The organism is Actinomyces respiraculi (genome assembly GCF_014595995.2).
GTDB classification, from domain to species: domain Bacteria; phylum Actinomycetota; class Actinomycetes; order Actinomycetales; family Actinomycetaceae; genus Actinomyces; species Actinomyces respiraculi.
The window spans coordinates 57,883-82,190 of record NZ_CP063989.1 but is presented as its reverse complement, the minus strand read 5'-3'; the positions used below and the strand labels follow the sequence as shown (position 1 = coordinate 82,190).

The 24,308-nt window shown below is 69.2% G+C and carries 26 protein-coding genes and 1 pseudogene; 12 read left to right on the top strand and 15 right to left on the bottom strand.

The window, feature by feature from the left end; translation table 11 throughout:
• Window positions 1-47: 47 nt before the first annotated feature.
• The gene (locus tag ID810_RS00360) at window positions 48-491 is read left to right on the top strand and encodes a hypothetical protein (RefSeq protein WP_166857558.1); all 444 of its coding nucleotides are present in this window, start codon (window positions 48-50) and stop codon (window positions 489-491) included.
• A 131-nt stretch (window positions 492-622) separates the two neighbouring features.
• The gene (locus ID810_RS00355) at window positions 623-2,146 is read left to right on the top strand and encodes an ATP-binding protein (protein WP_235931676.1); all 1,524 of its coding nucleotides are present in this window, start codon (window positions 623-625) and stop codon (window positions 2,144-2,146) included.
• Window positions 2,147-2,390: 244 nt separating this feature from the next.
• Here ID810_RS00355 and ID810_RS00350 read toward each other — a convergent pair whose 3' ends face one another.
• From ID810_RS00350 to ID810_RS00340, 3 genes are all read right to left on the bottom strand, one after another.
• Window positions 2,391-3,026: an RloB domain-containing protein gene (locus ID810_RS00350; protein ID WP_166857556.1), complete on the bottom strand. Its 636-nt coding sequence runs from the start codon at window positions 3,024-3,026 to the stop codon at window positions 2,391-2,393.
• 9 nt (window positions 3,027-3,035) lie between these two features.
• Window positions 3,036-4,364: an AAA family ATPase gene (locus ID810_RS00345; protein WP_166857554.1), complete on the bottom strand. Its 1,329-nt coding sequence runs from the start codon at window positions 4,362-4,364 to the stop codon at window positions 3,036-3,038.
• A 147-nt stretch (window positions 4,365-4,511) separates the two neighbouring features.
• Window positions 4,512-4,688, bottom strand: coding sequence for a hypothetical protein (locus tag ID810_RS00340; RefSeq protein ID WP_166857552.1), 177 nt, complete (start codon window positions 4,686-4,688; stop codon window positions 4,512-4,514).
• Between the two features lie 334 nt (window positions 4,689-5,022).
• Here ID810_RS00340 and ID810_RS12730 point away from each other — a divergent pair.
• Window positions 5,023-5,354, top strand: a pseudogene (locus ID810_RS12730) (transposase); the annotation flags it as partial.
• A gap of 392 nt (window positions 5,355-5,746) precedes the next feature.
• Here ID810_RS12730 and ID810_RS00330 read toward each other — a convergent pair.
• The gene (locus ID810_RS00330) at window positions 5,747-6,607 is read right to left on the bottom strand and encodes an SMP-30/gluconolactonase/LRE family protein (protein ID WP_166857548.1); all 861 of its coding nucleotides are present in this window, start codon (window positions 6,605-6,607) and stop codon (window positions 5,747-5,749) included.
• Window positions 6,608-6,680: 73 nt separating this feature from the next.
• On the opposite strand from ID810_RS00330, the gene ID810_RS00325 reads away from it, so the two are divergent.
• The 3 genes from ID810_RS00325 (at window position 6,681) to ID810_RS00315 (ending at window position 9,032) form a co-directional block, all read left to right on the top strand.
• On the top strand, window positions 6,681-8,321 hold the full coding sequence (locus tag ID810_RS00325; RefSeq protein ID WP_166857546.1) for a DUF262 domain-containing protein: 1,641 nt from the start codon (window positions 6,681-6,683) through the stop codon (window positions 8,319-8,321).
• Window positions 8,318-8,584, top strand: coding sequence for a HipA N-terminal domain-containing protein (locus ID810_RS00320; protein WP_235931681.1), 267 nt, complete (start codon window positions 8,318-8,320; stop codon window positions 8,582-8,584). Before ID810_RS00325 ends, ID810_RS00320 begins: the two co-directional genes overlap by 4 nt.
• Before the next feature lie 241 nt (window positions 8,585-8,825).
• Window positions 8,826-9,032 (top strand): CsbD family protein, encoded by a 207-nt coding sequence (locus ID810_RS00315; protein ID WP_166857544.1) that lies wholly within the window; start codon window positions 8,826-8,828, stop codon window positions 9,030-9,032.
• Window positions 9,033-9,127: 95 nt separating this feature from the next.
• Here ID810_RS00315 and ID810_RS00310 read toward each other — a convergent pair whose 3' ends face one another.
• From ID810_RS00310 to ID810_RS00295, 4 genes are all read right to left on the bottom strand, one after another.
• A complete protein-coding gene (locus ID810_RS00310; RefSeq protein ID WP_166857542.1) occupies window positions 9,128-9,997 on the bottom strand; it encodes a DUF5926 family protein in 870 nt (289 codons plus the stop codon).
• A 76-nt stretch (window positions 9,998-10,073) separates the two neighbouring features.
• Complete coding sequence (locus ID810_RS00305; protein WP_166857540.1) at window positions 10,074-10,580, bottom strand: hypothetical protein; 507 nt, start codon at window positions 10,578-10,580, stop codon at window positions 10,074-10,076.
• 173 nt (window positions 10,581-10,753) lie between these two features.
• Window positions 10,754-12,292: a DUF5129 domain-containing protein gene (locus ID810_RS00300; protein WP_166857538.1), complete on the bottom strand. Its 1,539-nt coding sequence runs from the start codon at window positions 12,290-12,292 to the stop codon at window positions 10,754-10,756.
• 83 nt (window positions 12,293-12,375) lie between these two features.
• Entirely contained in the window at window positions 12,376-12,762 is a 387-nt protein-coding gene (locus ID810_RS00295; RefSeq protein ID WP_166857535.1) for a RidA family protein, read from the bottom strand.
• Between the two features lie 217 nt (window positions 12,763-12,979).
• On the opposite strand from ID810_RS00295, the gene pgm reads away from it, so the two are divergent.
• Both pgm and ID810_RS00285 read left to right on the top strand, forming a co-directional pair.
• The gene (gene pgm / locus ID810_RS00290; protein WP_166857533.1) at window positions 12,980-14,656 is read left to right on the top strand and encodes a phosphoglucomutase (alpha-D-glucose-1,6-bisphosphate-dependent); all 1,677 of its coding nucleotides are present in this window, start codon (window positions 12,980-12,982) and stop codon (window positions 14,654-14,656) included.
• Window positions 14,657-14,676: 20 nt separating this feature from the next.
• On the top strand, window positions 14,677-15,693 hold the full coding sequence (locus ID810_RS00285; protein ID WP_243856667.1) for a YwiC-like family protein: 1,017 nt from the start codon (window positions 14,677-14,679) through the stop codon (window positions 15,691-15,693).
• 43 nt (window positions 15,694-15,736) lie between these two features.
• Here ID810_RS00285 and hisC read toward each other — a convergent pair whose 3' ends face one another.
• From hisC to ID810_RS00265, 4 genes are all read right to left on the bottom strand, one after another.
• Window positions 15,737-16,807, bottom strand: coding sequence for a histidinol-phosphate transaminase (gene hisC, locus ID810_RS00280; protein WP_166857531.1), 1,071 nt, complete (start codon window positions 16,805-16,807; stop codon window positions 15,737-15,739).
• Between the two features lie 18 nt (window positions 16,808-16,825).
• Window positions 16,826-18,817 carry a hypothetical protein gene (locus tag ID810_RS12600; RefSeq protein ID WP_166857530.1) on the bottom strand — a complete coding sequence of 664 codons (1,992 nt, stop codon included), beginning with the start codon at window positions 18,815-18,817 and terminating at the stop codon, window positions 16,826-16,828.
• On the bottom strand, window positions 18,814-19,044 hold the full coding sequence (locus ID810_RS00270; protein ID WP_166857528.1) for a hypothetical protein: 231 nt from the start codon (window positions 19,042-19,044) through the stop codon (window positions 18,814-18,816). Before ID810_RS00270 ends, ID810_RS12600 begins: the two co-directional genes overlap by 4 nt.
• Window positions 19,045-19,178: 134 nt before the next feature.
• Window positions 19,179-19,886 (bottom strand): hypothetical protein, encoded by a 708-nt coding sequence (locus ID810_RS00265; RefSeq protein ID WP_166857526.1) that lies wholly within the window; start codon window positions 19,884-19,886, stop codon window positions 19,179-19,181.
• A 146-nt stretch (window positions 19,887-20,032) separates the two neighbouring features.
• On the opposite strand from ID810_RS00265, the gene ID810_RS00260 reads away from it, so the two are divergent.
• Window positions 20,033-20,416 (top strand): phage holin family protein, encoded by a 384-nt coding sequence (locus tag ID810_RS00260; protein WP_166857524.1) that lies wholly within the window; start codon window positions 20,033-20,035, stop codon window positions 20,414-20,416.
• A gap of 30 nt (window positions 20,417-20,446) precedes the next feature.
• Here ID810_RS00260 and ID810_RS00255 read toward each other — a convergent pair whose 3' ends face one another.
• Both ID810_RS00255 and ID810_RS12595 read right to left on the bottom strand, forming a co-directional pair.
• Window positions 20,447-21,076, bottom strand: coding sequence for a class I SAM-dependent methyltransferase (locus ID810_RS00255; RefSeq protein WP_166857522.1), 630 nt, complete (start codon window positions 21,074-21,076; stop codon window positions 20,447-20,449).
• A 57-nt stretch (window positions 21,077-21,133) separates the two neighbouring features.
• A complete protein-coding gene (locus ID810_RS12595; protein ID WP_268916231.1) occupies window positions 21,134-21,265 on the bottom strand; it encodes a hypothetical protein in 132 nt (43 codons plus the stop codon).
• Between ID810_RS12595 and purB the strand changes: the two genes are divergently transcribed.
• Window positions 21,264-22,676 carry an adenylosuccinate lyase gene (purB, locus tag ID810_RS00250; RefSeq protein ID WP_166857520.1) on the top strand — a complete coding sequence of 471 codons (1,413 nt, stop codon included), beginning with the start codon at window positions 21,264-21,266 and terminating at the stop codon, window positions 22,674-22,676. The two genes, ID810_RS12595 and purB, sit on opposite strands and share 2 nt — an antisense overlap.
• A 78-nt stretch (window positions 22,677-22,754) precedes the next feature.
• On the opposite strand, the gene ID810_RS00245 is transcribed toward purB, so the two are convergent.
• Entirely contained in the window at window positions 22,755-23,441 is a 687-nt protein-coding gene (locus tag ID810_RS00245; protein ID WP_188232617.1) for a hypothetical protein, read from the bottom strand.
• 217 nt (window positions 23,442-23,658) lie between these two features.
• Between ID810_RS00245 and ID810_RS00240 the strand changes: the two genes are divergently transcribed.
• Together ID810_RS00240 and ID810_RS00235 are read left to right on the top strand one after the other, a co-directional pair.
• The gene (locus tag ID810_RS00240; RefSeq protein WP_166857518.1) at window positions 23,659-23,940 is read left to right on the top strand and encodes a metal-sensitive transcriptional regulator; all 282 of its coding nucleotides are present in this window, start codon (window positions 23,659-23,661) and stop codon (window positions 23,938-23,940) included.
• Between the two features lie 42 nt (window positions 23,941-23,982).
• Entirely contained in the window at window positions 23,983-24,246 is a 264-nt protein-coding gene (locus tag ID810_RS00235) for a heavy-metal-associated domain-containing protein (RefSeq protein ID WP_166857516.1), read from the top strand.
• Window positions 24,247-24,308: the final 62 nt, after the last annotated feature.

Here is a 24,308-nt window from a genome sequence, read left to right as displayed (position 1 = left end):
CAAGCCCAAGCTCATGCTCCTGCCATCCGTCCTGGAAGGAGCCCTTCATGTCCACCGATCGCAATATCGCCTCAGAGGAGCAGGAGTTCATCCTCGCGAACGCACGCCGTCTGTCCCGAAATCTGTCGATAACCTGGAGCCAAGGCACCCGCTACGACGACGTCATGCTCCTCGTCGCCAACCTTCTTGATGCCCACGCTGACACGGGCATCGAACTACAGAGTTGGCCGGTGGCGCTCGACGTCGTCACTTCACACCTCGCTCAAGACGACATCGGCCAGCGCTTTCTTGAGCGAGCGAAGCTCGTCCCCTGGTTCACCGTTGTCGGTACGCGCAGGGATCACAGGCGTGACGCCGTAGCGGTCATCGCCGGGCGCCGCGTTGTCGATGTCGCCATCGGCTGCTGGCAGCAGCAGGTTCAGGCCCCTTCGGCTGCAGCCGCGGTGGAGATCGCCTTACGCGAGACTGCTGTCACCTTCAGCACCGGATGATCGAGCCGATCGTCGTACTGGTCCTCAACATCCCCTAGCCCAACAGATCTCCTGACAGGCCTCACGCTGAGTACACTCCCGCACGGAGCAGCACCCACCCAAAGTCATAGTCATAGTGCTACTCTCGCACTATGACTATGACTGTGAGTTCGGTGGACCTGCCGGGGCTCGTCTCTCACCTGCGTCGGCGTGGGGGTGACTCGTCCGATATCGAGGTCAAAACTGCTCGCGGCGGATGTCCCGCTCTCGGCGAGACGCTCTGCGCATTCGCCAACACACCAGGCGGCGGTCTCATCATCCTCGGCTTGGACGAGAACAACGGCTTCTCCCCCGTCGGCTTGACCAACATCGCCGCGCTTGAGCAGGGCATCGCCGCACAGGCCAGGGAGGCCGTCTGCCCACCTGTCACCTGCGACTTCACCACCGAGGAGATCGACGGCAACGAGGTGCTGCTCATCCGGGTCAACGGCCTCCCGCTGCAGCATCGGCCCGCGCTCTACCGCGGCAACGCCTACCTGCGTCAGTCCGACGGCGACTACCGCATGAGCGACCTTGAGATCGCACAGATCGAACTGCTCAAGATCCAGCAGACCAACCCCACGCACCCGGACCTCGCAGCCGTCCCCAGCACCTCCTTGAACTCGCTCGACGCATCGCTCGTTGAGGCCTACGTCAATCAGGTACGTACTCGATCACGCCGGCTCGCCTCGCTCGACACCGACTCCCTCCTCACCGCCACTGGCGTCCTCACGACCACCGGCGAGGCCACCCTTGCCGGCCTCTACGCACTCGGCACGTACCCCCAGGGTCTGCGCCCCTCTCTCGGCGTCACCGCTGCGGTTCTCATGCCATCAGGCGCCGAGACCCGCACGCAGGACCTCGCCCACTTCACTGGCCCGATCCCGGACCTCCTCCAGGACGTCATGCAGTGGATCGCCCGCAACACCCCCACGGACATGGGATACGACGCCGCCGGTCATGGCCGCGATCTCTCGGCCCTGCCGAATCGTGCGGTGAGAGAGCTCATCGCCAACGCACTCGTCCACCGCAACCTCGACGGCGTCACTGACAGCAAGCGGGTGGAGGTCCGTATCAAGGCCGACAAGCTCATCATCACGAGCCCCGGAGGTCTACGCGCGATCACCGTCGACCAGCTCGGCACACCGGGCGGCAAGGCCGCCGTCAACCCCACGCTCTATGACATCTGCAAGGACGTCAGAACGGAGGACAGCAGCCGACTGATCGAGGGGGAGGGCGGTGGCATCAAGGAGATCCGCGAGGCCGCAGCCGACGCGGGCCTGCCGGAGCCGCTGTTCCGCGACAGCGGCGTCTCCTTCACCGCGATCCTCAGGTGGCGTCACGCAGGAACCACGCCCGTTCCGCCTCCCCGACCACGCAAGGCCATCGCTCAGACGCACCCAACAAGCGTCCGGCCCGCGTCCTTCCCCTCGAAGAACGCGCCTGAGCTCTGGGACCAGCTCGACGCACCACGCACCTTCGACGAGCTGCGCCAACGCACAGGCTTGTCCCGAGCGCAGACGCGCTACGCGATCACCAGCCTGCTCACCGCTGGACTCGTCGAGATGGTCGGGGGCCGGGGAGACCGACAGACGACTTACCGCCGTACCAGCCGGACGCCCCGATACCCAAAGTGATAGTCATACTCTCAAAGTTTGGATATGCGACTATGACTCACAGTCTCACTTTGCCCTTCACCCGTTGAAGGGCAGCGGCGCCAGACCCCTGACACCCGCCTCGGCGTCGTAGCACCTGACCGCCCCACCACGGTGCAGGGCCACCCACACGCCAATCTCGACATCAATCACATAACGAGGGCCAACACTTCACGAGCATCGGCACGATCCTGACGACACCTATCGTGTCCCCGACTCCGGGCGCTTAACCTCGTGCCTGTGCCCGCTCATCCAGGTAGGCGATGAGAAGAGGTAACTGAGAGGAGCGATCCATCGGCCAAACTCCGTCATTCCGCTCACCATTAAGGAAGACCGACTCCCGTCGGCAGGCATTGTCCGTGTTCTCGATCAGCCACTCCGGTATCATCTTGCCCTTCTCATACCGTTCCCACTGCTTGCAGACGAGACTGAAAGCCTCCCCGCTGCTCGTGGGCCGGGACGGCTTATCGAGGTGCTGGAGAATCCAGCCCTCGATCGACACCGCCTGGAGGGCGCTCCTATGGGCGGTATCGCCCTCCCGCCATTTCTCAAGCCGCTCGCGATGCGCCTCATTCTCATCGACGTCGCACACCACCCAGATCACTCTCTGACGATGTCCCCCCTCTTCCGCGAGCCGAGCCTTATCCAACAAGCCCTTGAGAGAGGTGCGCGAGCCCGATCCTGAGCGATGCCACTGCGGGGCGAAAACGTCAGGATACCTGTGATCCAGCAGCGCCTGCAGGTAGGCCTTCTCCGTCGCACCCTCGACGATGAGGTCGATGGTCTCACGAGACTGTCTCATGCCCGTTCGGCGCGAACCTCGTCGCTCGTCCTTCCGCGACGTTTTGCGCTTCTTGACCACGACTGCCCCTCAGACCCGGGGGACGCCGCCGATGCGGCCGGACATGTAGAAGCCCAGGAGATCGGCATCCTTGCGAACCCCCACATCCGCGAAGTCCGACACCCGCGCCAGCACGGACCGCCCATCCACCTTGTCGGCCAGCCAGATCTCGTCACGGCGCAACAGGTCGGAGCGCATGAGCTGGATCTCGTGCGTGGTGAAGATGAGCTGGCGACGACCCTCCGGCCCCAACCCGTCGAGGAAGGAGGCGATGAGCTCCTCCGTGAGCCTGGGGTGCATGGAGCTCTCCAGCTCGTCCACGACGAAGACGCTGCGCTCATCCACCGCCCGCAGCTGGAAGAGGATCGGCAGGAGGTTCATGAAGCGCCGTGTCCCGTCGGACTCCTCTCGCAAGGGCAGGCTGAAGGACCGCCGGTCCTCCGCGCCCGGTCCCAACTCCACCTCATGGCGCGCAACCAGCCGCCGCGCGACCGGCTCCCCGTCGTCGTCGAGGGTCAGGAGGGTATGGTCGCCGTCACTCATTGAGAGCATGACGGTCCCACCCGCCTCCCGCAGCGACTCGACGAGCTTATCCACCTCATCACTGGGTATCGACAGGGCTCCCACGGACATGTCCTCGAAGTCCAGTTTCGAGATGCCTGTGTCCGCCCGCGTCAGACCGGCGTTCATCGCGTCAGCGAAGACGGCGTCGACATCCAGGCGGCTCGGCAGGTGCACATACTCGGCCCCCGGGTGGATGACCGTGAGATGTCGGGCGAACCAGTCATAGGCCACGGATACCACGCCCTCAGAGTCCGCGCCCAGCACACCCAGGAAGGTCTCGTTGTCCGCGATCACCGTCTTGTGCGCGTTCACCCTCTCGTCCTCGTCGAGGTCCCCATACAGCTCGACATTCCTGCCCTCACGCTCGAAGAGGACCTCCTCGGTACGGGACCGCACCTCGACAAGGGACTCACGGTGGATGCGACGCCGGTCGGCAACGACGTCGTACAGGAAGGTGCGATCCTCAACCGCGCCATCCGGCCGGGGGGCGCCGGCGACGAACTCGATGGTGAACGACGTCGGCTCACCCGCACCCTTGAGCAGGTGGGGCGTCAGCCGCAGCATCGCCCCGACGGGCCTCGCCTCGAGGATGAGGCCACGCAACGCCTCCAGCGCGTCGACGAGCGTGGACTTCCCCGAGGCGTTCGCCCCGTAGACCGCTGCGACAGGCAGGATCCGGGAGCGGCCGACCTTCGCCAGGCGCTCACCATGGCGGCGCTCACGCGTCGCCACCATCGTGAACTCGACGGGCTCGTAGTAGGACTTCCAGTTGTGGATCCGTAGGTACCGCAGCATCGCATCCCCCATCCGGATGACGCAGGTTAACTGCGAGAAATGTACGCCAACGCAGCCGCCCGGTCCAGTCCCTCGAGGGCCCGTCCGGCCGCCAGTACCGGACGGACGTCATCCCTACCGGGGCTCACGGCAGCTCCGACCCGCCCCTCACCCCGCGAATGCCAGCGGGGGCAGACCCTTCACCCCGACCTCGGCAACGTACACGGACCCGGAGGCGGGCTCGACATCGTCGGGCAGACCCTCGCGCGACGTCGTGATGAACAGACGGTCCAGCCCCACCCCACCAAAGGTGCAGGCCGTCGTCTTGGAGACCTCCACCTCCACAGCCGGCTCAATGGCCCGTCCCAGCGCTACACCCCGCTCTGGTGCGACGACGGCGCCGCCACCCACCCCTCTTCCGGGACATCGGCGAAGGTCCCTGCCCGTCCATCTCGTTCCTCACCCGTCCATCTCGTTCCTCACCCGTCCATCTCGTCCCCCAGCACTCCACCTCGTTCGATCAAGGAACGAGATCAACGGCAGTAACCGAGTCCTCAGTGGGCCACGACGGGCACCAACCACTCTCAACCAAGCCCGCCCGGGCCCGACCGCGCCCGCCTGTCCGGTCCGCCACGCCCACGAACACGACGAGACGCCCATGACACAGCGCACATCCCGGTCATGGAGCGTGTACCAGAAGATGGTCGCCGCCTACCGCCATCGCGACAGGATCCAGGGCACGACCCTCATGCAAGAGCTGCTCACCAACACCTCCTGGGCGTGCCACAGGCACTGAGCGAGGTCACCACCCACAGAGCGCACCCTGCACACGCGGGCCGCTGACATGCCGACCTACCTCAACAGGCCCCACATCCAACGGCCCCACCCAAGACCCTCAACGGCCGCCTAGAGCACCAACGCGGCTCAGCTCCCGGCTTTCACAACCTCACCAGCTACACCACCCGCAGCCTCCTCGAAACAAGCGGGTCCAGACCCCTCCTACACCCTTAAATCGGAAGAGCCGCTGAGGTCGATGGTCTCACGAGACTGTCTCATGCCCGTTCGGCGCGAACCTCCTCACTCGTCCCTTCCACGACGTCCCGAGCCTCTTGACCACGGCTGCCCCTCAGACCCGGGGGACGCCGCCGATGCGGCCGGACATGTAGAAGCCCAGGAGATCGGCATCCTTGCGAACCCCCACATCCGCGAAGTCCGACACCCGCGCCAGCACGGACCGCCCTGCCGACGAAGGCGTCGTCGACAGGCTGGACGGCCGACACCCGCGCCAGCACGGACCGCCCATCCACCTTGTCGGCCAGCCAGATCTCGTCACGGCGCAGCACGTCGGAGCGCATGAGCTGGATCTCGTGCGTCGCGAAGATGAGCTGGCGACGACCCGCCCCTCACCCCGCGAATGCCAGCGGGGGCAGACCCTTCACCCCGACCTCGGCAACGTACACGGACCCGGAGGCGGGCTCGACATCGTCGGGCAGACCCTCGCGCGACGTCGTGATGAACAGACGGTCCAGCCCCGCTCCACCAAAGGTGCAGGCCGTCGTCTTGGAGACACCCACCTCGACAACCTCACTCACGCGCCCCTCGGCGTCGTAACGCCTGACCGCACCACCACGGTGCAGGGCCACCCACACGCCACCCTCGGCATCGACCGTCAGGCCGTCGGGCTTGCCGACCCCCTCCTCGATCGTCACCCACGGGCGCGGGTTGATCAGCCCGGCCTCGGCGTCGTAATCGAGCAACGTGATCGTGCGCGTCGGGGTGTCCACCCAGTAGGCGCGCGTGCCGTCCGGGCTGAAACCCAGGCCGTTCGCCGTCGTCGCCCCGCCCCAGGCCACAACCGGCTCAGTTCCCGGCCCGTCCCAGCGGTAGACCTTCGCCGCCCCCGCGACCCGATCCCAGGACATCGTGCCGATCCACAGCCGCCCGTCCAGATCGCAGCCGCCCTCGTTCGTGCGGATCGTCGGGTCCGAGTACAGCTCGACGGCCTCCACCAGGTCCGACAGGTCCTCTTCCCGCCCCAGCGCCACACCCCGCTCAGTCGCGACGACGGCGCCGCCACCCACACGCGGGCGGATGACGGAGGCGACGCGCGAGGGGACGGCCAGACGGCGGTGGGCGCCGTCGTCGTCAATCTCAATGACCGCCCCGTGCAGCATGTCCACGAAACGCAGACGCCCGGCGGCCGGCCACCACACCGGGCCCTCACCGTGGTAGGAGATCGTGTCAGTCAGTCGCTGTGCCCTCATGCGGTCAGGCTAGCGGGCGGTGGCGCCGGTCGAGCCCGGGTTCATGTCAGAGACCCACGGCATAATCGTCGGCATGGAGCACTCCCCGGCCGTCTCGAAGAGCCAGGCCTACACCATCGTCGAGTTGCGCGAGCTCGTGCGCGCCGGAGGGCTGCGCGTCCCACAGTTCCAGCGCTCCTTTCGATGGGAGGCGAAGGACGTGAGGGACCTGCTCGACTCCATCCTGCGGGGCTACCCCATCGGCAGCCTGCTCCTGTGGCAGCGCGAGGCCCCACCCGGGCGGCTGATGATCGGTGCGCTGTGCGTCGACGCCCCCGAGCGCCCCGACGCCCTGTGGCTGGTGGACGGCCAGCAACGCGTCACCAGCCTCGTCAACGTCGTCGATCCCGACGGCGCCCAGGACCCGCGCTTCGCTCTGGGCTACTCCCTGCGCGATCACGAGATCGTCGGCGCGCACCGCCTCAACGATCACCTCGTCATCCCGCTCGCGGACCTGTTCGACTTCAGCCGGGCACTGCGCTGGCTCGCCGACAACCCGTTCGCCGCCGACCACGCCGAGCACGTCCAGGACATTGCGGGCCGGCTCAACCGCTTCTCCATCCCCGCGACGGTCATGATGCAGGCGGATGAGGGCACCTTGCGCGAGGTCTTCGACCGGATCAACTCGCGCGGAAAGCGTCTCAACGCCGCCGAGATCTTCAATGCCATCCACGGCGGTCCTGATCCCACGCTCACGACGGCGGGCATCTCGGCGAGCGTTGACGCCCTCACGCGCTTCGGGCAGCTGGGCGAGCAGACGATCGTCCAGGCGCTCCTCGTGCGACGGCACACGGATATCAGCCGGGACATCCACGGGGAGTTCTCCGAGAGCCGACGGCGTGTGAGCAGCTTCCCGGCCGAGAACGAGGCCGACGCCTACCAGGCCACCGAGCGCGCCCTCGTCGCCGCCGTGCGTTACCTCCAGGACTACTGCGCCATCCCCCACCTCAGCTTCCTGCCCTTCCGCTTCCAGCTGCTGGTGCTCACCCGCTTCTTCGCCCTCTTCCCCGACCCGTACGAGCGCAACCTCGTGCTCCTCGCCCGCTGGTTCTGGCGCACGAGCGCGAATGCCGACGTCCTAGGAGTGAGCGGCTCACAGACTGATCTGCGTGCCATGGCCGGCCTCGTGGTACCTGGTGAGGAATCGGCGTCGGTGCAGCGGCTGCTGGCGGCCGCCACCCGGCCCGGGCGGCCGCAGGTCCCCGACCTGTCCGTCTTCCGTGCCACGCGCGCGAGCTCGAAGATCATCCTTGCCGCCCTGTGGAACCGTCACCCCATCGACCCGGAGACCGGCGAGGCGCTGACGCAGGAGACGCTGGCGGACCAGCTAGAGACGGAGACCACGCCCAGCGCACTCGTCACCGACCTCGTCGCGCCGTCGCACCTGCCCACCGACGCTGCGACAGCGGCCACCAAGGTCATCTCCCTCCTCGACCGTCGCGACCTGCTGGGCCTCCTGCGCCCCGACGTCGACCTCGCCTCCCTGCTGCTGGACACGGACATGCTCGACTGCCTCCAGCGCAACGACGTCGACGGGTTCCTCGCCCTCAGGACCGCCGCGCTGCGCCAGTACCTCACGGACTTCCTCGACGTGCACACCGCCTGGGACCACGACGACACGCCACCGCTCGAGGAGCTCATGAGCCCCACAGCGCCTGAGGAGACGGGCTCATGACCGATGTCCTCTACGCCGTCATGCTCGGCGGCGAGCACATCGGCACCATTGAGCGTCGTGACGCCGACACGACCTTCACCACCTTCACCTTCGACCGCGATTACTGGGGCCGCCCGGACCGGCAGGTCCTCGGTGCCTGGTTCGAGAACCACCCGCGGCGGCATCCCCATGCCAACAACCGTGTTCCCGCCTGGTTCTCCAACCTCCTGCCAGAAGGACGCCTACGTGAGCGCATCGCCCGCGAGCAGGGGGTGAGCACCTAGTGGGCCGACGGCGCCGTCGAGCACGCCCCCGAACCCGTGCTCACGTGGATCGATGCGCATCTGGCCGGCACCCGGCAGCGGCTCCTCGGGCACTGAGGAGATCATCGCCCCGGCATCCGCCCACGCCCCCATATTCAGGAAAACACATGGATCACTCAGATTTTATTCAGGAACATCTATGAAACTGGCCTCACCCAATAGCGACGGAGCACCCAGCTCCACCGCAGAACGGAGCTCACACATGAGTGACAACAGCACCTTCGACCAGGTCGCCGGCAAGATCAAGGAGACCACGGGCAAGGTCGTCGGAGACAAGGAGCTCGAGACCGAGGGCGTCCTGCAGAACCTCCAGGGCAAGGCCACGGAGGCCGTCGAGGATGTCAAGGACACCATCAAGGGCGTCGTCGACCACTTCTCCAAGGACGACGACGAGCCCAGCGCCGTCTGATCCCACCAGTCATGCGAGTGCCCCTCGCCGTCGAACACACGACGGCGAGGGGCACCGTTGCACTCAGGCCCGCATCAGCAGGCCCGTTGCGGGGCTCAGAGGTTGACCTGGCGGGAGGTGATGCCCGCCTTGGCGCGACGCGCCTCGGCGTCCAGCGGGGTGGTGTCCGCCAGTGCGGCGTCAAGGCGCTCGCCCATGGCCTTCAGTGGGGCGGTCAGCTCCTCGGCCTCCGTGCCGCGATTGAGCTCCCACACCGGGATCGCCAGGCCGCAGGCGCGGAAGGCGCCGATGAAGCGCGCCCCCTCCTCCAGGTCGGAGGCGCGGGCCGCGTGCACCCGGGCGAAGGCGTTGAAGAAGACGTCCTCGTCCTCGCCACGCACCCAGCGGACGAACTCCTTGCCGTTGATGCGGCACCAGTAGGCGTGCGGCACGCCCGGGACGGCCGCCGTCGGGGCGATCTCCTCCTTGGCATGCTCGAGCTGCTCCACAGCCTCCGGGGCCTTGGCCTCCTCGGCGCCGAGCCAGAAGTCGAAGGTCTCACGCACGCTCACCACCGGCTCCACCGCCGGGTCGAGGATGTCCTGCAGGCGCTCACCCGGCTCGGGCAGGCCGTTCATGAGCAGGCCGGAGCCCTCCTCGAGCTCGAGGGTCGCGAGCACCGCGGCCGCCACGTCACGGCTGGCGTCGCCCGAGTGCATGGTGGTCTGCAGGGCAACGAGCACCTCGCCGTCGGCCCGCTTGAGGCCCTGCGTCAGCTCGGGCAGCAGGGTGACGAGCTGGACGTCCTGCCCGCCGTACTCCTTCGCCAGGCGCACGGTGGCGGTGGCGGCCGGGATGATCTGCATCATCGCGACCAGATCCTCCTCGTTCGCGAGCCCGGCGAAGGGGCGCGCGACGAACTCGATCTTCTGCTTCTTCGGCGCGGCGGGAGCAGCCTGACGCTGCTTGCGCTTCTTCTTCGACATGGACGAAGCGTAGCGGCTGGCGCCGACCCGCCGCCGACCGCTCAGAAGTGCGAGGACGAGCCCGCGCCCGGCAAGGTCACCTGCTGGAGCCACCCAACAGGTCGAGCCCTACCCCCAGCAGGGCCTCAAGCGGATGGTCGCCCCTCTGGTAGTAGTCCTCCTGCGTCTCCTGCACGTAGAAGGCCTGCCCGAGTGCGGTCAGGGGCGCGCACACGCCCTGGAAGGCTGCTACCTCAGCGGGTGGGTGGTTGGGGTTGACCCGCACCGTCTGTTCCGGGCGGTACCTACCGGTGGTCCTTCGGAAGGACCACCTACCCGTATACCGAGTGGTGCTGCGGCCCGTCCAGTAGGCGTTGCGGTAGGACTCATGCATCTCGGCCGCACGCGCGCTGATGTCGTCCCGGTAGAACTGTGTCACTGCCTGACCGAGCCAGTCCGCCTGCACGCGCAGTTGATGGGCCGTCTGATCCAGGGCCTGTAGGGCCTCAACAGGGGTGACCTGGCGTGCCCCCAGCTGTTGGCCTAGCGCCTGCAGCCCCTGAACGCACTGCAGCAGCCATTGACGGGTAGGCGCTGTGGGCACACCGGTCCGGTCCCGTTCCGCGGTCATACACCAGCGGTCCACGGTACCCACATCCTCCATCACCGGCCCCACCTCATTTGCCCACGCCTGGGGCCACTGTGGGCCCAGGCTCATCAACTCCTGTGCGTACTGCATCCGATGTCCTTCCACCGGTTGATCGGGGCACCCACTGATCAGAAGTGCGAGGACGAGCCCGCCCCGGAGAAACCCCCGCCGCCCCCACCGTAGCTGCCGCCGGAGCCGGAGGAGGTGGACGCCGACCAGTTCGCGGCAGTGGAGTAGCCCGTCACCAGGCCGGCCACGGGAGCGAAGCCCGACGCCGAGCCCTTTGCCGGTCCCGCGCCCTCCAGACCGGCCGAGGAGGAGTTCAGGCGGATGGTCGAGGCCGGGTGGTAGGTCCCGGTCGTGTCGCCGACCCTCCACGTGCCTGCATAGGGGTCCGAGCTCTTCTTCCAGCTCTTGCGAACCTCCTTGTACCGCTTCTTGCGGAGGTCGGCACTCGCGGACTGATCGGCGCTGATGGCCTGCTGGGACAGGTCCATCGCACGGCTGCGGATCTTCTCGCTCACCGAGTCCAGGTGGTCCAGGGCCGCCGACGGCGTGACCCGGCGCGCCTCCAGGTCCGCCGTCCACTGGCCGAGGCCGTTGACGGTGGTGCGCAGCCACGCGCGCTGCTCGAGCGTGGAGACACCGAGAGCCTTCCTGTCGATCTGGTCGCACAGGGACTCGAAGGCGGCGGCGTCCTCGTACACGGGCCCGAGCTCGTTGTTCCAGACCTCACGCCACGTCGAGGACATGGTGAGCAGGGCGGAGGCGTTGGCAATCGTGTCGTCGAGCTCGTCGAGGGTGGCGGCCTCCTCGGCGATGGAGCCGGTGAGCCCGATGTTGCGGAAGCGGAACCAATCGGCCCCCTTGTTGATGCTGATCTCCTGCATCTTCTTGGTCAGGTCGAAGTAGCGGCCGCGGAACCAGGAGTAGCGGATGAGGACCTGGGCGCCGTGGGGCTCATTCTCGGGGACCGTGCGTGCCAGGACCTCCGTCTCCTCCCAGTCACGGGTGACGTTGGCGTAGTGGCGCTCGGCCCGCCGGTAGCGGCCACGGCTCATCAGGCCCGCCCACCACACGGACACGGTCCCGAACAGCCCGGCGATGGCACCGACGACCCACACCACGCCGGCGCGGGCGAAGGCGGGCTTTCCGACGGCGAGGGCGGCCTCCCGCCCCATGTCCACCAGGCCTCCGGCCCAGTCGCCGTCGCGGAAGGCGTTCTTGCCCGCCTCCTGGATCCCTCCCTGGGTGGCGGTGTCGACCTTGACGTCCTCGCCGAAGTACACGCCAACCCAGCGCCCCGACGGGGAGACGGCAAGAATCACGAGCCCGTCGGCCCAGTAGTTCGGGTCCTCGGCACTGATCCACTGCGGCTGGTTCTCACGGGCGTACGTGAGGACCTCGAGGTTGAAGTTGGCGGAGTAGTCGGCGTCGAGAGTAACGACGGCGAGGGTGACGTCCTGGCGGAAGCGCAGATCGGAGAGCCTGTCCTCGACGGCGGCCGGCTGCAGGACCCCGTACTCGTCGTGGATCTCGACCTGTGGGGCGTGGGTGCGGCCGAAGGGCCACAGAATCATCAAAGGTGCCAGCGCGATCAGCAGCACGCCGACGGCGGTCTTGGACGTCAGCGCGAGGACGGAGCGGAGTCCGCCGAGTGCCACCATTGGGCCTTCCTTTCCGAAGAGTGCGACCAGGTTATCGATCGGGGCAGGGTGTGCCCGCGCCGACCCCACCGTCGGCCCCTCCGTCAGGAGCGGACGGCGACGGCCTCGATCTCCACGCCGGCCCCCAGCGGCAGGGCGGCGACCTGAAAGGCGGCGCGGGCCGGCAGGACGGGGCCGGTGAAGAAGCGCGAGTAGACCTCGTTGACCGCCGCGAAGTCGGCGATGTCGGCCAGCAGGACCGTGGTCTTGACGACGTCGCCGTAGCCCAGGCCCGCGGCCTGAAGGATCGCGCCGACGTTGCGCAGCACCTGCTCCGCCTGGGCCTGGATGTCGCCGTCGACCAGCTGCCCGGTGGCGGGCACGAGCGGGACCTGGCCGGAGATGTACACGGTGCCGCCCGCCTCGACGGCCTGCGAGTAGGGGCCAACGGCGGCGGGGGCGTTCTCGGTGGCGATGCGGGTGGGGGTCATGACGGTCCTTCCTCGGCGGTCCGGGCGGCTGCCGGGCCTGCCGCCCGACTCAACGCCACCCTAACCATGAGCCCCACCCCGGCCACGGGTCTGCCGGTTGGAACCCGGGTGGTCGCCGTTGCCGGACCGCCCCAGCACCGGGGCGGGGGCGAGACGGACCGGTCCGCCAGCCGGGAGGATTCCGTCCTGCCCAGTGGCCCGTGACACACTGATAACCATGCATGCACGCGCCGGACAGACCGCCCTTCCCGAAGACCTCATCAACGTCGACGAGCTCATCAACGCCTACTACGACCTCGTACCGGACCCCGCTGTCCCCGAGCAGCGGGTCGTCTTCGGCACCTCGGGCCACCGCGGCTCCTCCCTGGACACCGCCTTCAACGAGGCCCACATTGTCGCCACGACCGCCGCCATCGTCGAGTACCGCCGCTCCCAGGGCACCGACGGCACCCTGTACATCGGCCGCGACACGCACGCCCTGTCCGAGCCGGCCTGGCGCACCGCCATCGAGGTGCTCACGGGCGCAGGCGTCACGGTGGCCGTGGACGCGCGCGGCGCCTACACACCGACCCCGGCCGTCTCCCACTCGATCCTGCTGGCCAACGGCGCCGGCACCGAGGCCGGCGTGCGCACCACGGGCCCGGGCCTGGCCGACGGCATCGTCGTCACCCCCTCCCACAACCCGCCGCGCGACGGCGGCTTCAAGTACAACCCCCCGCACGGCGGCCCCGCGGACTCGGATGCCACCAGCGTCATCGCCGAGCGCGCCAACGAGCTGCTGGCCGACGGCTGGCGGGACGTCAAGCGCATCCCCATCACCGATGCCCTGGACTCCAGCTGGGTCATCAAGCACGACTACCTCGAGTCCTACGTCGCGGACCTGGAGAACATCATCGACGTCGAGGCGATCCGCGAGGCCGGTGTGCGCATCGGTGCCGACCCGCTGGGCGGAGCCTCCATCGACTACTGGGGTGCCATCGCCGAGCGCTACGGGCTCGACCTCACGGTCGTCAACCCCACCGTGGACCCAACCTGGTCCTTCATGACGCTGGACTGGGACGGCAAGATCCGCATGGACTGCTCCTCCCCCAACGCCATGGCCTCCCTGCGCCAGACCATGACCCCGGGTGCCGACGGCACCACCCCCTACGACGTCGCCACGGGCAATGACGCCGACTCCGACCGCCACGGCATCGTGACGCCGGACGGCCTCATGAACCCCAACCACTACCTGGCCGTGGCCATCGAGTACCTCTTCACCCACCGTCCCGGCTGGCCTGCCACGGCCGCCGTCGGCAAGACGCTCGTGTCCTCCTCCCTCATCGACCGGGTTGTCGCCTCCATGGGCCGCACGCTCATCGAGGTGCCGGTGGGCTTCAAGTACTTCGTGCCCGGCCTGCTCGACGGCACGGTGGGCTTCGGCGGTGAGGAGTCCGCGGGCGCCTCCTTCCTACGCAAGGACGGCACCGTGTGGTCCACCGACAAGGACGGCATCATTCTGGCGCTGCTGGCCAGCGAGATCATCGCCGTCACCGGCAAGACGCCCTCGCAGCTGCACGAGGAGCAGGTTGAGCGCTTCGGCGCCTCCGCCTACGCCCGCATCGACGCCGCCGCCACGAAGGCGGAGAAGACCAAACTCGCGGCCCTGTCCCCCGAGGACGTCACGGCCACCGAGCTCGCCGGTGAGGCGATCACCGCCCGCCTCGTGCGCGCACCGGGCAACGACGCCGCCATCGGCGGGCTCAAGGTCACCACCGACAACGCGTGGTTCGCCGCCCGCCCCTCGGGCACGGAGGACGTCTACAAGATCTACGCGGAGTCCTTCAAGGGCGCGGAGCACCTGGCACTCGTCCAGGAGGAGGCCAAGAAGGTCGTCTCTGCGGCGTTGGCCTGAGAGGGCGCTAGCCTGAGAACGTGACCGCGCGCTTCGAGGGCCGTGAGCCCGCTCCCATCCCCTCGCACCAGTCCCGGCCTGGCCCGGAGGACGACATCATGCTCGCCACCGGCAAGCCGAGAGAGGAACCGCGTCCGCGCACCGCGGCCGAGCACGTCGAGGCCGCCAAGGCCAAGCAGGAGCGCATCCGGCATCAGCCGGGCCGCAAAGCGTGGGTGCCCAACCAGCACGGCGCCTGGTCGATGCTGGCCCTGCCGCCGGTGGTCGGCTGGGTGGTCGGCGGCTTCTCCTGGGTCAACCTCCTGTTCGTGCCCGCCTGGTGGAGCGCCTACCTCACCTACTGGGCCTGGTCACAGTGGCTGCGCACCCGCTCGCCGCGTCGGCGTCGGCTCATCCTGGTGCCGCTGGCGGTGTACACGGGCATGACGGGGCTGCTTGGCCTCATCACCCTGGCGGCAGCCCCCTACCTGTTCGGTTGGGCGCTGCCGCTGACGCCGCTGTTCGCCGTCGCCCTGTGGGAGGTGTGGCAGGGCCGCGAGCGCTCACTGCTGTCAGGGCTCTCGACGACGACGGCCGCCTCCCTCATGGCGGCGGTGACCTACCACCTGGCGGTCGGCGGCGCCGGCGGCCTGCTGGGACTGACGCCGACGGCGGGCCTGCCGGGGGCGAGCCCGAACGGCGAGCTGACCGGCTGGCCGTGGATGTGGCTGGTGACGGGACTGACGGCCGCGTACTTCTGCGGGACGGTGCCCTACATCAAGTCGATGATCCGCGAGCGCTTCAACAACCGCCTCCTGGCGGGGACGGTCGCCTGGCACACGGTGGTCGCGCTGGCAACAGTGTGGGCGGCGTCGGCCGGGTTCCTGCCCCGGGCGCACGCGCTGCTGTGGGTGGCGCTGGCGGTGCGCTCCTTCGTCCTTCCGAGCGTGCAGTGGCAGCTCGTGCGCACGCGGCACCGCGGCCTGCGCCCGGGGACGATGGGGGTCGTGGAGATCGTCATCTGCGTCCTGTTCCTGCTCACCGTCGCCTCCTGGTAGGCCGGTCGGCAGCCCGGCCCGTCTGGCTGCCCGGACCGGCCGCTCAGGCGCGGGCGCGCCAGGAGGCCAGGGCGCTGATCACCCGGTCGTTCTCCTCGGGCCTGCCAACGCTCACGCGCACACCCTCCCCGGCAAAGGGGCGCACGAGGATCCCGGCCTCGGTGCAGTGCCGGGCCAGCGCCGTCGTGGCCTGGCCGACGGCGAGCCAGTAGAAGTTGCCCTGCGCATCGGGCACGTCCCACCCGCTCTCGCGCAGCGCCGCCACCACCCGGTCACGCTCGGCGGCAACGAGCCCGGCCCGGCGGGTCGTCTCGGCCAGGGCCTGCGGTTCCAGAGCGGCGAGCGCCGCGGCCTGGGCGGGCAGGCTGACGCCGAAGGGGGTCGCGACGGAGCGGACGGCGCCCATGAGCCCGGCCTCCCCCATGAGGTAGCCCACGCGCATGCCGGCCAAGGCGTGCGCCTTGGAGAAGGTGCGTGAGACCACGAGGTGGGGGTGCTCGGCCAGCAGGGTGGTGGCGTCGCCGACGGCGGGGTCGGTGACGAAGTCGAGGTAGGCCTCATCCACCATGACCACCACGTTCTCGCTCACCCGATCGAGCAGCTCGCCGAGCTCGGCGGCGGTCAGGGCCGTCGAGGTCGGGTTATTGGGGGTGCACACCATGAGCAGGCGCGTGCGGGGGGTGACCGCGTTGACGAGGGCGTCGACGTCCTGGCGCGCGTCGGCGGTGAGCGAGACCGTGACGGCCCGGGCTCCGGCGACGGCGACGCAGATCGGGTAGGCCTCGAAGGAGCGCCACGGCATGACGACGTCGTCGCCGTCGTCACAGACCGTGTCGAGTAGGTGCTGGATGAGCGCGGTCGAGCCGTTGCCGACGGCGATGGTCTCGGCGCTCAGGCCGTGGCGCGCGGCGAGGGCGGCGCGCAGAGTGTCCCCGGTCATCTCCGGGTAGCGGTGGGCGCAGCGGGCCGCGGCGGTCACCGCATCGAGGACGCTGTCCTGGATGGGGTAGGGCATCTCGTTGGAGGAGAGCTTGGCGATATCGGACCGGGCGGGCCGCGCCCCGGGGACGTAGGCGGGCAGGGTGGTGACGGCCGGGCGGATGTGTGCGCTCATGCGGGCATCCTCGCACCGTCACCACTGGCTCGCCGACCCGCTCCCCGGGTGCTGGACGACGGGCACGGGGGTGGGTGCGGGCCCGGGCTGGGGGTCGGGCTCGGACCTGTGCTCGGACGTACCCGCCACCTGCTCCCACACGGTGACGTCAGTGCTCCTGGTGATGTCGAAGACGTACTCGGTGGTGACGGCCCCCTCCTCCCCGGCACCCGTGACGTCGGCGAGCTCGGCCTGGAAGTCGGCGAGGGCGGGCTCGGAGTCCATGTGTTCGACCGCCTGCGCGTAGTGCTCGGTGCCGTGCGGGTAACCGTCGATACCGGCCTCGGTGGTGTTGAGAAGAACGGTGGTGCGTGTGGCGCTTGTGGGGTTGGGGGCGGCGTCCAGGGCGGGCACGATGTCGGCCGTGTCTTCCAGGTGGAGGGCGGTGACGTCGTCGGGCACTGCCGCTCCGGCGACGGGACCACCGGCGGTGAGCAGATGGGTGATGTTGAAGTGATCGGCGACGGCGGGGTCGGCGGCAACGTTGGCGACGCTGATGGCCCCCTGGCTGTGACCGTAGATGGCAACGGGGTCGCCCTCCTGGATACCGGCCGCCCGCATGGCGGTGACGACGGCGCTCTCCATGTCGGTGGGCTGTCCAGCCACGGCCTCGAAGTTGGTGAGCAGGTCCTGAGGGTTGGAGTCGCCCATGCCCCAGTCCGTGGTGCCGGGTACGACGACGAGCCAGGAGGTGGTCCCGTCCGCGTGGTCGGTGCGCAGGACGGAGATGACGCCGGTGGAGGGGTCCGTGTCGGCCTTCTTGAGCCCGGCGCTGTAGCGAATGACGTCGGCGGCGGTGGCGGGGGCCGTCACTGGAGTCCCGTCAGTGGTGAGGACGGGGACGGCGGTTCCCAGTGCGAAGGGGTCGACGGAGGGGGTGGGGACGGTGACAGAGCCGCCGCCCTGTGCGGAGACGACGACGCCCGTGCGAGCGCCGTGCAGGCGCGCCCCGGAGGCCGCTCCGATCATGGCGAGGTAGGCGGAGACACGCTGCATCTCGGTGAGGCTGGAGGTGGGGACGCTGCGCGAGCCAACCTGAACGGTCTTGGGCAAGCGCTCGGTCACCACAGGGTTGAGGCGGTGGGCGACGTCGGCAAGATAGGCCTCCACGGCGGCCGCCTCAGTGCCGGTGCCGGCATCCCGGACCCATTGGCTGGCGATGATGACGAGCATGAGGTCCCGGATGGCCCAGAGGGCCAGGGCGTCGTCCTGGAGGAGGCTCGCGACCTGGATGAGGTCGGCGTCGGAGTCGTCGAGGAGGGCGCCGTCGAATGTGAGCGCCCGGATGACCATGAGGGCCTGGAGGCCGAGGATGGTGACGAGCGGGGAGGAGGCGTAGTTCAGCACGTCCGTTCTCAGGTCTGACAGGGTGCCGGTGGCCCAGCGGGCCCGGACCGCCGACTCGGCGCCCGAGTAGGCATCGGCGGCCTCAGTGACCGCGGACGCGAGGTCGTGCAGGGCGCCGGCGGTCTCCGCCAGGGAGCTGGGACCGTCCGCGAGCACCTCGAGAGCATTGATGGCGTGGTGCTGGCCGAGCATGCAGGTGACGTTCCTGCTTAAGCGTCCGACGCCGGGGACGGGAACGCTGTCGTTGTCACCCCAGGCCCAGCCGGCGGTCGTCCCACCTGCGGGCTCGGCGCCGGGCAGGGTTACTGGCACCATGGAGGGGTACGCCAGGACATGCGTCGGGGCCTCCACCGGTGGCGGGCCGGCACTCTCGACCTCGGTGATAGTCTTGAGCACCTCGAGGCGGGCCTGGTCGAGATGGTCGCCCGCGGCGGTGAGGGCGAGAGCGAGGCTGTCGAGGTCCGAGGTGTCGACGGAGCAGGTACCACCGACGACGAGGGCGGTGACAGTGCCGGAACCGGCGCTCCAGCTGGTCTCGTAGGGCTGCTCGACGAGGGGGGTGGCAGTGTCGGAGGCGCCGTCGGAGGAGTAGGTCACGTGGGTCGTGGCGTAGGTGGTGCTCATGGCGTGCCCCAGCAGACGAGCGTGTCCTCGCAGGAGACGGCGGCGAGGGCGCTGGCCGCCTCGTCCAGGAGCGTTTCGACGGTGACGAGGAGGGCACGGGCCTCGTCGAGGTTGCGCTGGCAGGATTCGGAGGCGCCACCGGTCCAGGTGTCCGGGACGAGGGCGGGGACAAGGGCGACGGCCTGCTCAATGCTGGTGCGTGCCGCACCGATATGGAGCGAAATCATGCTCACGACGGTAGGCAGCGGGCCCCGGGTAAGCGAGGCCGGTCGCCGAGCCTGTGGACAACTGGCCCCCAGGGCGTCACGGCAGGGCCCTGTGGTGCCCGGGCCGGATGACTAAGACGGGTGCCCGGGCCGGATTACCGGGCCGGATCAGCGAGGTCGCGACGTCGTCCGGCCCGCAGGGCGAGCAGACCCGCCAGGTCGGCGACGACGGCGAGCCCGAGCACCAGCCACCACAGGCCCCGCCCGAGCGCGAGCACGCCCCCGCTTGCGAGCAGCACGAGAAGCGCAGCGGTGCCAGTGCCGCCGAACCACCTGAGGCGCCATCCCGGGAACAGCTCGTCAACGAGCACGCCCGCCGTCCCGACGGCGATGAGCACGCCCACGAGCAGGGCCGCGCCGACGAGAGCGCCGTCGATCCCGCACAGTGCCGCCGCGGCGAGCACCACGAGACCGAGCGCGGTGCCCACGATGTCGAGGACGAGCAGCGCGGCGAGCGTGCGCCCGCCGGGACGCAGGGGCGCCGTGCTCTCACCGGGCGACGTCGGGGTGGGGCCGCTTCGTCTCAGACGGCCTGTGACCACGCCCGCGAGCAGCAGGCCGGTGACGCCGGAGACGGGCAACAGAGTGGTGGTGAGCCCGCTCGTCCCGGTGCTCAGGCAGGCGCCACCGACGATGGCGAGCACGACCACGACGGCTGTCCAGAGGCTGGCGCGCAGGTGGTTGCGAGCGAGGTCGGCGACGGGGACGAGGTCGAGGATCCACGCGGGAACCTCAACGTCGTCGGAACCAGGAGTGGCTGGGTTCTCGTCGTCGGAACCAGGGGCGGCCGGGCGCTCGTTCACGCTCCGCATTGTCCATTGTCCCCCGACGTCGCGCCCACCCCCACCGCTGAGGCATGACCCTTCCGCGCAGGGCTCAGCGTGAACACGCAGTTCTCAGCGAGCGATGGGCCACAGCCATCCCGCGCACCACGTGGGAGGATCGATCTATGGAATTCATCGCGCGCACCATCGGAAACGCCGCCGGTTTGTGGTTGGCCGCCTCGATCCTCAGCGGCATCCGGGTCACGGGCGGCTCCACGACGTTGGACACCGTCCTCATCTACCTGCTCATCGGGCTCGTCCTCGCGCTGGTCAACTCCATCGTCAGGCCCATCGCCAAGGTGATCGCCTTCCCCCTCTACATCCTCACCTTCGGGCTCTTCGCCCTCGTCGTCAACGGGGCGATGCTCATGCTCACCTCCGCGATCAGCCAGATGACCCCTGCCGGACTCGTCGTCGACTCCTTCGGCTACGCGGTGCTCGGCTCACTCATCGTGTCGATCATCTCGGCCCTCGTCGTCGGCCTCATCGGCCCCGGGGACAGGGACTAAGGCCCGGCAGAAGGCCTCACCGAAGCCCGTTCAGGCAAGGCGGCGCCAGCAGACGATTCCATCGGAGCGACGCCCCGCCTGGCCGTCGGGACCGGTGACGTCCCGCCACTGCTCCGCACAGCTCTCGACCTCCCACGCGCCCTCGGGCAGGAGGGCCAGGACCTCCGCCGCCAGGGCCTCGGGCCGGAAGGAGCGCACGTGGTGACGGCGCCACGGCGGGTTGCTGCAGTGCACCGCCGCGAGCAGACGCCCGCCCTCGACCACACGCTCAGCCGCCTGCACGAGCACGTCCTCGAGGACAATCGAGCCTTCGCTTGGCCCCCCATGCATGAAGAAAGAGGTCACCAGGTCAAAGGGCCCCACCGGCAGCGGTTCGCTGGACAGATCGACGACGACGCCCTCAACCCCCGTCAGCCCGCGCTCGGCAGACCGCGAGCGCAGACGCGCGATCGCCGTCGGGGAGACGTCAACACCCACGACCTGCCAGCCACGCGAGGCGAGCCAGAGGACGTCATCGCCCTCGCCGCAGCCCAGGTCAAGGCTGTGGCCGGGCTGCCACCCCTCAGCAAGGCCCATGAGGAGATCGTTCGGCTCCCCGGACCACAGCTGCCCGACGGAGGCGTAGCGCTCCTCCCACCTGTTCTGCCACTGGCTGCTCATGGGGCGAGGGTAGCGGCTCGCCACCACCCCACCACCCTGTAGTAAGGTGCGCCTACCTTATGCGGAGGAGTGGTGGGATGAGGCATCCACGGCGCCGTGCTCACGGCGCTGCGCGCGCCCGAGCCCGGCCAGCGCCTCCTCCTGCTCGGAGACCCCGCCTCCGCCCCCGCCTGGCAGAATCCTTCTCATGGTCGACCTCTCCACCCTCAACCCTCCCATCGCCCTCGGGCCCCTGGACGGCCGCTACCGCGCCGTCGCCGCACCCCTGGCGAACCACCTGTCCGAGGCGGCCCTCAACCGGGCCCGGCTGAGGGTGGAGGTCGAGTGGCTCATTCACCTCACCGACAACCGCGTCCTTCCGGGCGCCCCAGCCCTGACCGAGAAGGACAAGACCTACCTGCGCGGCGTCGTCGAGAGCTTCGGCGCCGAGGAGATCGCCGAGCTCGCCGAGATCGAGGCCGGCACCCGCCACGACGTCAAGGCGGTGGAGTACCTGCTCAAGCGGCGCCTGGACGCCGCGCCCGCCGACAGCGTCCTGCCCACCGTGCACGAGATCGTCCACATCTTCTGCACGAGTGAGGACATCAACAACCTGTCCTACGCGCTCACGGTGCGCGACGCCGTCGAGCAGGTGTGGCTGCCCGCCGCCCGCGGGCTCGTGGAGGACCTGGCCATCCTGGCCCGGGACAACGCTGACGCCGCCATGCTCAGCCGCACCCACGGGCAGGCGGCCACACCCTCCACCCTGGGCAAGGAGATGGCGGTCCTCGCCTGGCGCCTGTCGCGCCAGGTGGCGCGCATCGAGCGCACCGAGTACCTGGGCAAGATCAACGGCGCGACCGGCACCTACGGGGCGCACGTCGTCTCGGTGCCCGGGGCCGACTGGGAGCAGGTGGCGCGCACCTTCGTCGAGGGCCTGGGCCTGACCTGGAACCCGCTCACCACCCAGATCGAGCCGCACGACTGGCAGGCCGAGCTCTACTCCGACGTCGCCCGCCTCAACCGCATCGCCCACAACCTCGCCACCGATGTATGGACGTACATCTCGCTGGGCTACTTCCACCAGCGCCTGAGCGCGCAGGGCTCCACCGGCTCCTCGACGATGCCGCACAAGGTCAACCCCATCCGCTTCGAGAACGGCGAGGCGAACCTCGAGATCTCCTGCGCGCTGCTGGACACGCTGGCCGCCACGCTCGTGACCAGCCGCCTGCAGCGCGACCTCACGGACTCCACCACCCAGCGCAACATTGGTGTCGCCTTCGGCCACTCCCTGCTGGCGCTGGACAACATCCGCCGCGGCCTGGCCGGTCTCGACGTCGACCGTGCCCGCCTGCTGGAGGACCTGGACCAGACGTGGGAGGTGCTGGGCGAGCCCGTGCAGCAGGCGATGCGCGCGGCCTCCGTGGCCGGGGCGACCGGCATGGCGGACCCGTATGAGCGGCTCAAGGAGCTCACGCGCGGCAAGAAGGTGACACCCGAGGCGATGCGCGAGTTCATCTCCGGCCTGGGGATGCCGTCCGACGTCGAGGAGCGCCTGCTGGCGCTGACCCCCGCCACGTACACGGGGCTGGCCGAACAGCTGGTCTCGCACCTGCACTGAGGGCGGTCCCGACCGGGTGACGGTCCCGGCCGGAGCGAGGCCGGGGCACCGACCAGCGGTCTCGGCTGGGCCCCCGGCTCAGCCGGCGCAGGCGCGAAGCAGCAGCATGAAGCCGAGAACTGCGAACCCGATCCGGGGGACAGGACCAGTCTTCTTCTGCTCACTGGCCCGAGATCGCGGCTTCTGGCGGCGCGCAAACGGATCGGCGGCCGGACGACCCATGGTGTGAGCAAGGCGGCGGCTGTGCTGACGGGGGACGACGGGCGCGGGCTGGCGGACGGGCTGCCCGTACTGGGCCGGGACAGGACCGCCCTGCTGCCCGTACTGGGCCCGCTGTCCGTACTGGGCCGGGATGGGCTGACCCTGCTGCTGGAAGGCGGGCGGCGCCGTCGGGACGTTGCCGTACTGCGGCACACCGGGCATGAGGACCTGCTGCTGGGGAGGCTGGGGCCCGCGGGCCGGGCCGCGGGTCTGACGGTGGGTCTGGTGGTGGGCGGCATCGCGCCTCGCGGCACCCTCCTTGATGCGGTCGGCGCGGGAGACCTGGGCGCGCTCCTCGTCGGACAGGCCGGCCCGGTCCTGGAAGAGGACGTCATCCTCCGGCTGGGTCCCGGGGGTGGCGTCGAGAACGGAGACGTCGAACATCAGCGGCCCCATGAGCGGATCACCAAGGACGGACCCGAAAGGCGTGTCGTCGGCGAACAAGCCCCCGGTGGCCGGGGCCCAGGAGGTGCCGTCGACGGACGTGACCCGCTGCTCGTTCATGAGGCCAGCATCCCATGCCGTCGGCGGCGGGGCGAGGAGATCGGGCGACGACGGGGCGAGACGGGCGGGCCGACGTCGTCATCCCCCGCTACAGGGCCGGACCCGCTCCGACCCACCCACCAGCACCCACCGCAATACCCCTAGGGGGTAGGGGCTGCGAATGCGTACCCCCTAGGGGTACCGTGTCGTCGTCAGCACCCCCACACCAGGAGGGCCCATGCCTGGATACACCGGCACCAAGGAGCAGTACCTCGCACGCCTCGGGCGCATCGAGGGACAGGTCCGCGGCATCTCCCGCATGGTCGAGCAGGACACGTACTGCATCGACGTCCTCACCCAGATCGCGGCCGCCACCAAGGCCCTCGAGGCCGTCAGCCTCGGCCTGCTTGAGGACCACATGAGCCACTGCGTCCTGCACGCCGCCCAGTCCTCCGATGAGGAGGGCATGGCCAAGATCCGCGAGGCCTCCGACGCCATCGCCCGCCTCGTCCGGTCCTGACACCCACACGTCCTGACACCCACACTCGACAAGGAGCACACCATGACCGCCTTCACCTCCGACGGCATCGACCGCACCACCACCCTGCGCCTGTCCGGCCTCACCTGCGGCCACTGCGTCACCCACGTCACCGAGGAGCTGGAGGCGCTTGAGGGCGTCAAGAACGTCTCCGTCATCCTCAACAAGGGCGGCCAGTCCGTCGCCACGGTCGTCTCCGACGTCCTTCTCGACGACGCCCGGCTGCGCGAGGCCATCGACGAGGCGGGCGATTACACCCTCGACGCGATTGAGCGGGACGAGCAGTAACAGCAGTAGCTACTACTGGACTACTGGACTACCACTACCTCCTTCCACTGTTTTCTCTGCCC

What these genes read in the sequence shown, in the direction of transcription:
- ID810_RS00310 (WP_166857542.1), bottom strand. Translation starts at nt 9,997, where the DNA reads ATGTCGAAGAAGAAGCGCAAGCAGCGTCAGGCTGCTCCCGCCGCGCCG.
- ID810_RS00235 (WP_166857516.1), top strand. Translation starts at nt 23,983, where the DNA reads ATGACCGCCTTCACCTCCGACGGCATCGACCGCACCACCACCCTGCGC.
- ID810_RS00320 (WP_235931681.1), top strand. Translation starts at nt 8,318, where the DNA reads ATGACCGATGTCCTCTACGCCGTCATGCTCGGCGGCGAGCACATCGGC.
- ID810_RS00295 (WP_166857535.1), bottom strand. Translation starts at nt 12,762, where the DNA reads ATGACCCCCACCCGCATCGCCACCGAGAACGCCCCCGCCGCCGTTGGC.
- ID810_RS00330 (WP_166857548.1), bottom strand. Translation starts at nt 6,607, where the DNA reads ATGAGGGCACAGCGACTGACTGACACGATCTCCTACCACGGTGAGGGC.
- ID810_RS00345 (WP_166857554.1), bottom strand. Translation starts at nt 4,364, where the DNA reads ATGCTGCGGTACCTACGGATCCACAACTGGAAGTCCTACTACGAGCCC.
- ID810_RS00270 (WP_166857528.1), bottom strand. Translation starts at nt 19,044, where the DNA reads ATGATTTCGCTCCATATCGGTGCGGCACGCACCAGCATTGAGCAGGCC.
- pgm (WP_166857533.1), top strand. Translation starts at nt 12,980, where the DNA reads ATGCATGCACGCGCCGGACAGACCGCCCTTCCCGAAGACCTCATCAAC.
- ID810_RS00255 (WP_166857522.1), bottom strand. Translation starts at nt 21,076, where the DNA reads ATGAGCAGCCAGTGGCAGAACAGGTGGGAGGAGCGCTACGCCTCCGTC.
- ID810_RS12600 (WP_166857530.1), bottom strand. Translation starts at nt 18,817, where the DNA reads ATGAGCACCACCTACGCCACGACCCACGTGACCTACTCCTCCGACGGC.
- ID810_RS00240 (WP_166857518.1), top strand. Translation starts at nt 23,659, where the DNA reads ATGCCTGGATACACCGGCACCAAGGAGCAGTACCTCGCACGCCTCGGG.
- hisC (WP_166857531.1), bottom strand. Translation starts at nt 16,807, where the DNA reads ATGAGCGCACACATCCGCCCGGCCGTCACCACCCTGCCCGCCTACGTC.
- ID810_RS00300 (WP_166857538.1), bottom strand. Translation starts at nt 12,292, where the DNA reads ATGGTGGCACTCGGCGGACTCCGCTCCGTCCTCGCGCTGACGTCCAAG.
- ID810_RS12595 (WP_268916231.1), bottom strand. Translation starts at nt 21,265, where the DNA reads ATGAGAAGGATTCTGCCAGGCGGGGGCGGAGGCGGGGTCTCCGAGCAG.
- ID810_RS00355 (WP_235931676.1), top strand. Translation starts at nt 623, where the DNA reads ATGACTATGACTGTGAGTTCGGTGGACCTGCCGGGGCTCGTCTCTCAC.
- purB (WP_166857520.1), top strand. Translation starts at nt 21,264, where the DNA reads ATGGTCGACCTCTCCACCCTCAACCCTCCCATCGCCCTCGGGCCCCTG.
- ID810_RS00245 (WP_188232617.1), bottom strand. Translation starts at nt 23,441, where the DNA reads ATGAACGAGCAGCGGGTCACGTCCGTCGACGGCACCTCCTGGGCCCCG.
- ID810_RS00260 (WP_166857524.1), top strand. Translation starts at nt 20,033, where the DNA reads ATGGAATTCATCGCGCGCACCATCGGAAACGCCGCCGGTTTGTGGTTG.
- ID810_RS00360 (WP_166857558.1), top strand. Translation starts at nt 48, where the DNA reads ATGTCCACCGATCGCAATATCGCCTCAGAGGAGCAGGAGTTCATCCTC.
- ID810_RS00315 (WP_166857544.1), top strand. Translation starts at nt 8,826, where the DNA reads ATGAGTGACAACAGCACCTTCGACCAGGTCGCCGGCAAGATCAAGGAG.
- ID810_RS00325 (WP_166857546.1), top strand. Translation starts at nt 6,681, where the DNA reads ATGGAGCACTCCCCGGCCGTCTCGAAGAGCCAGGCCTACACCATCGTC.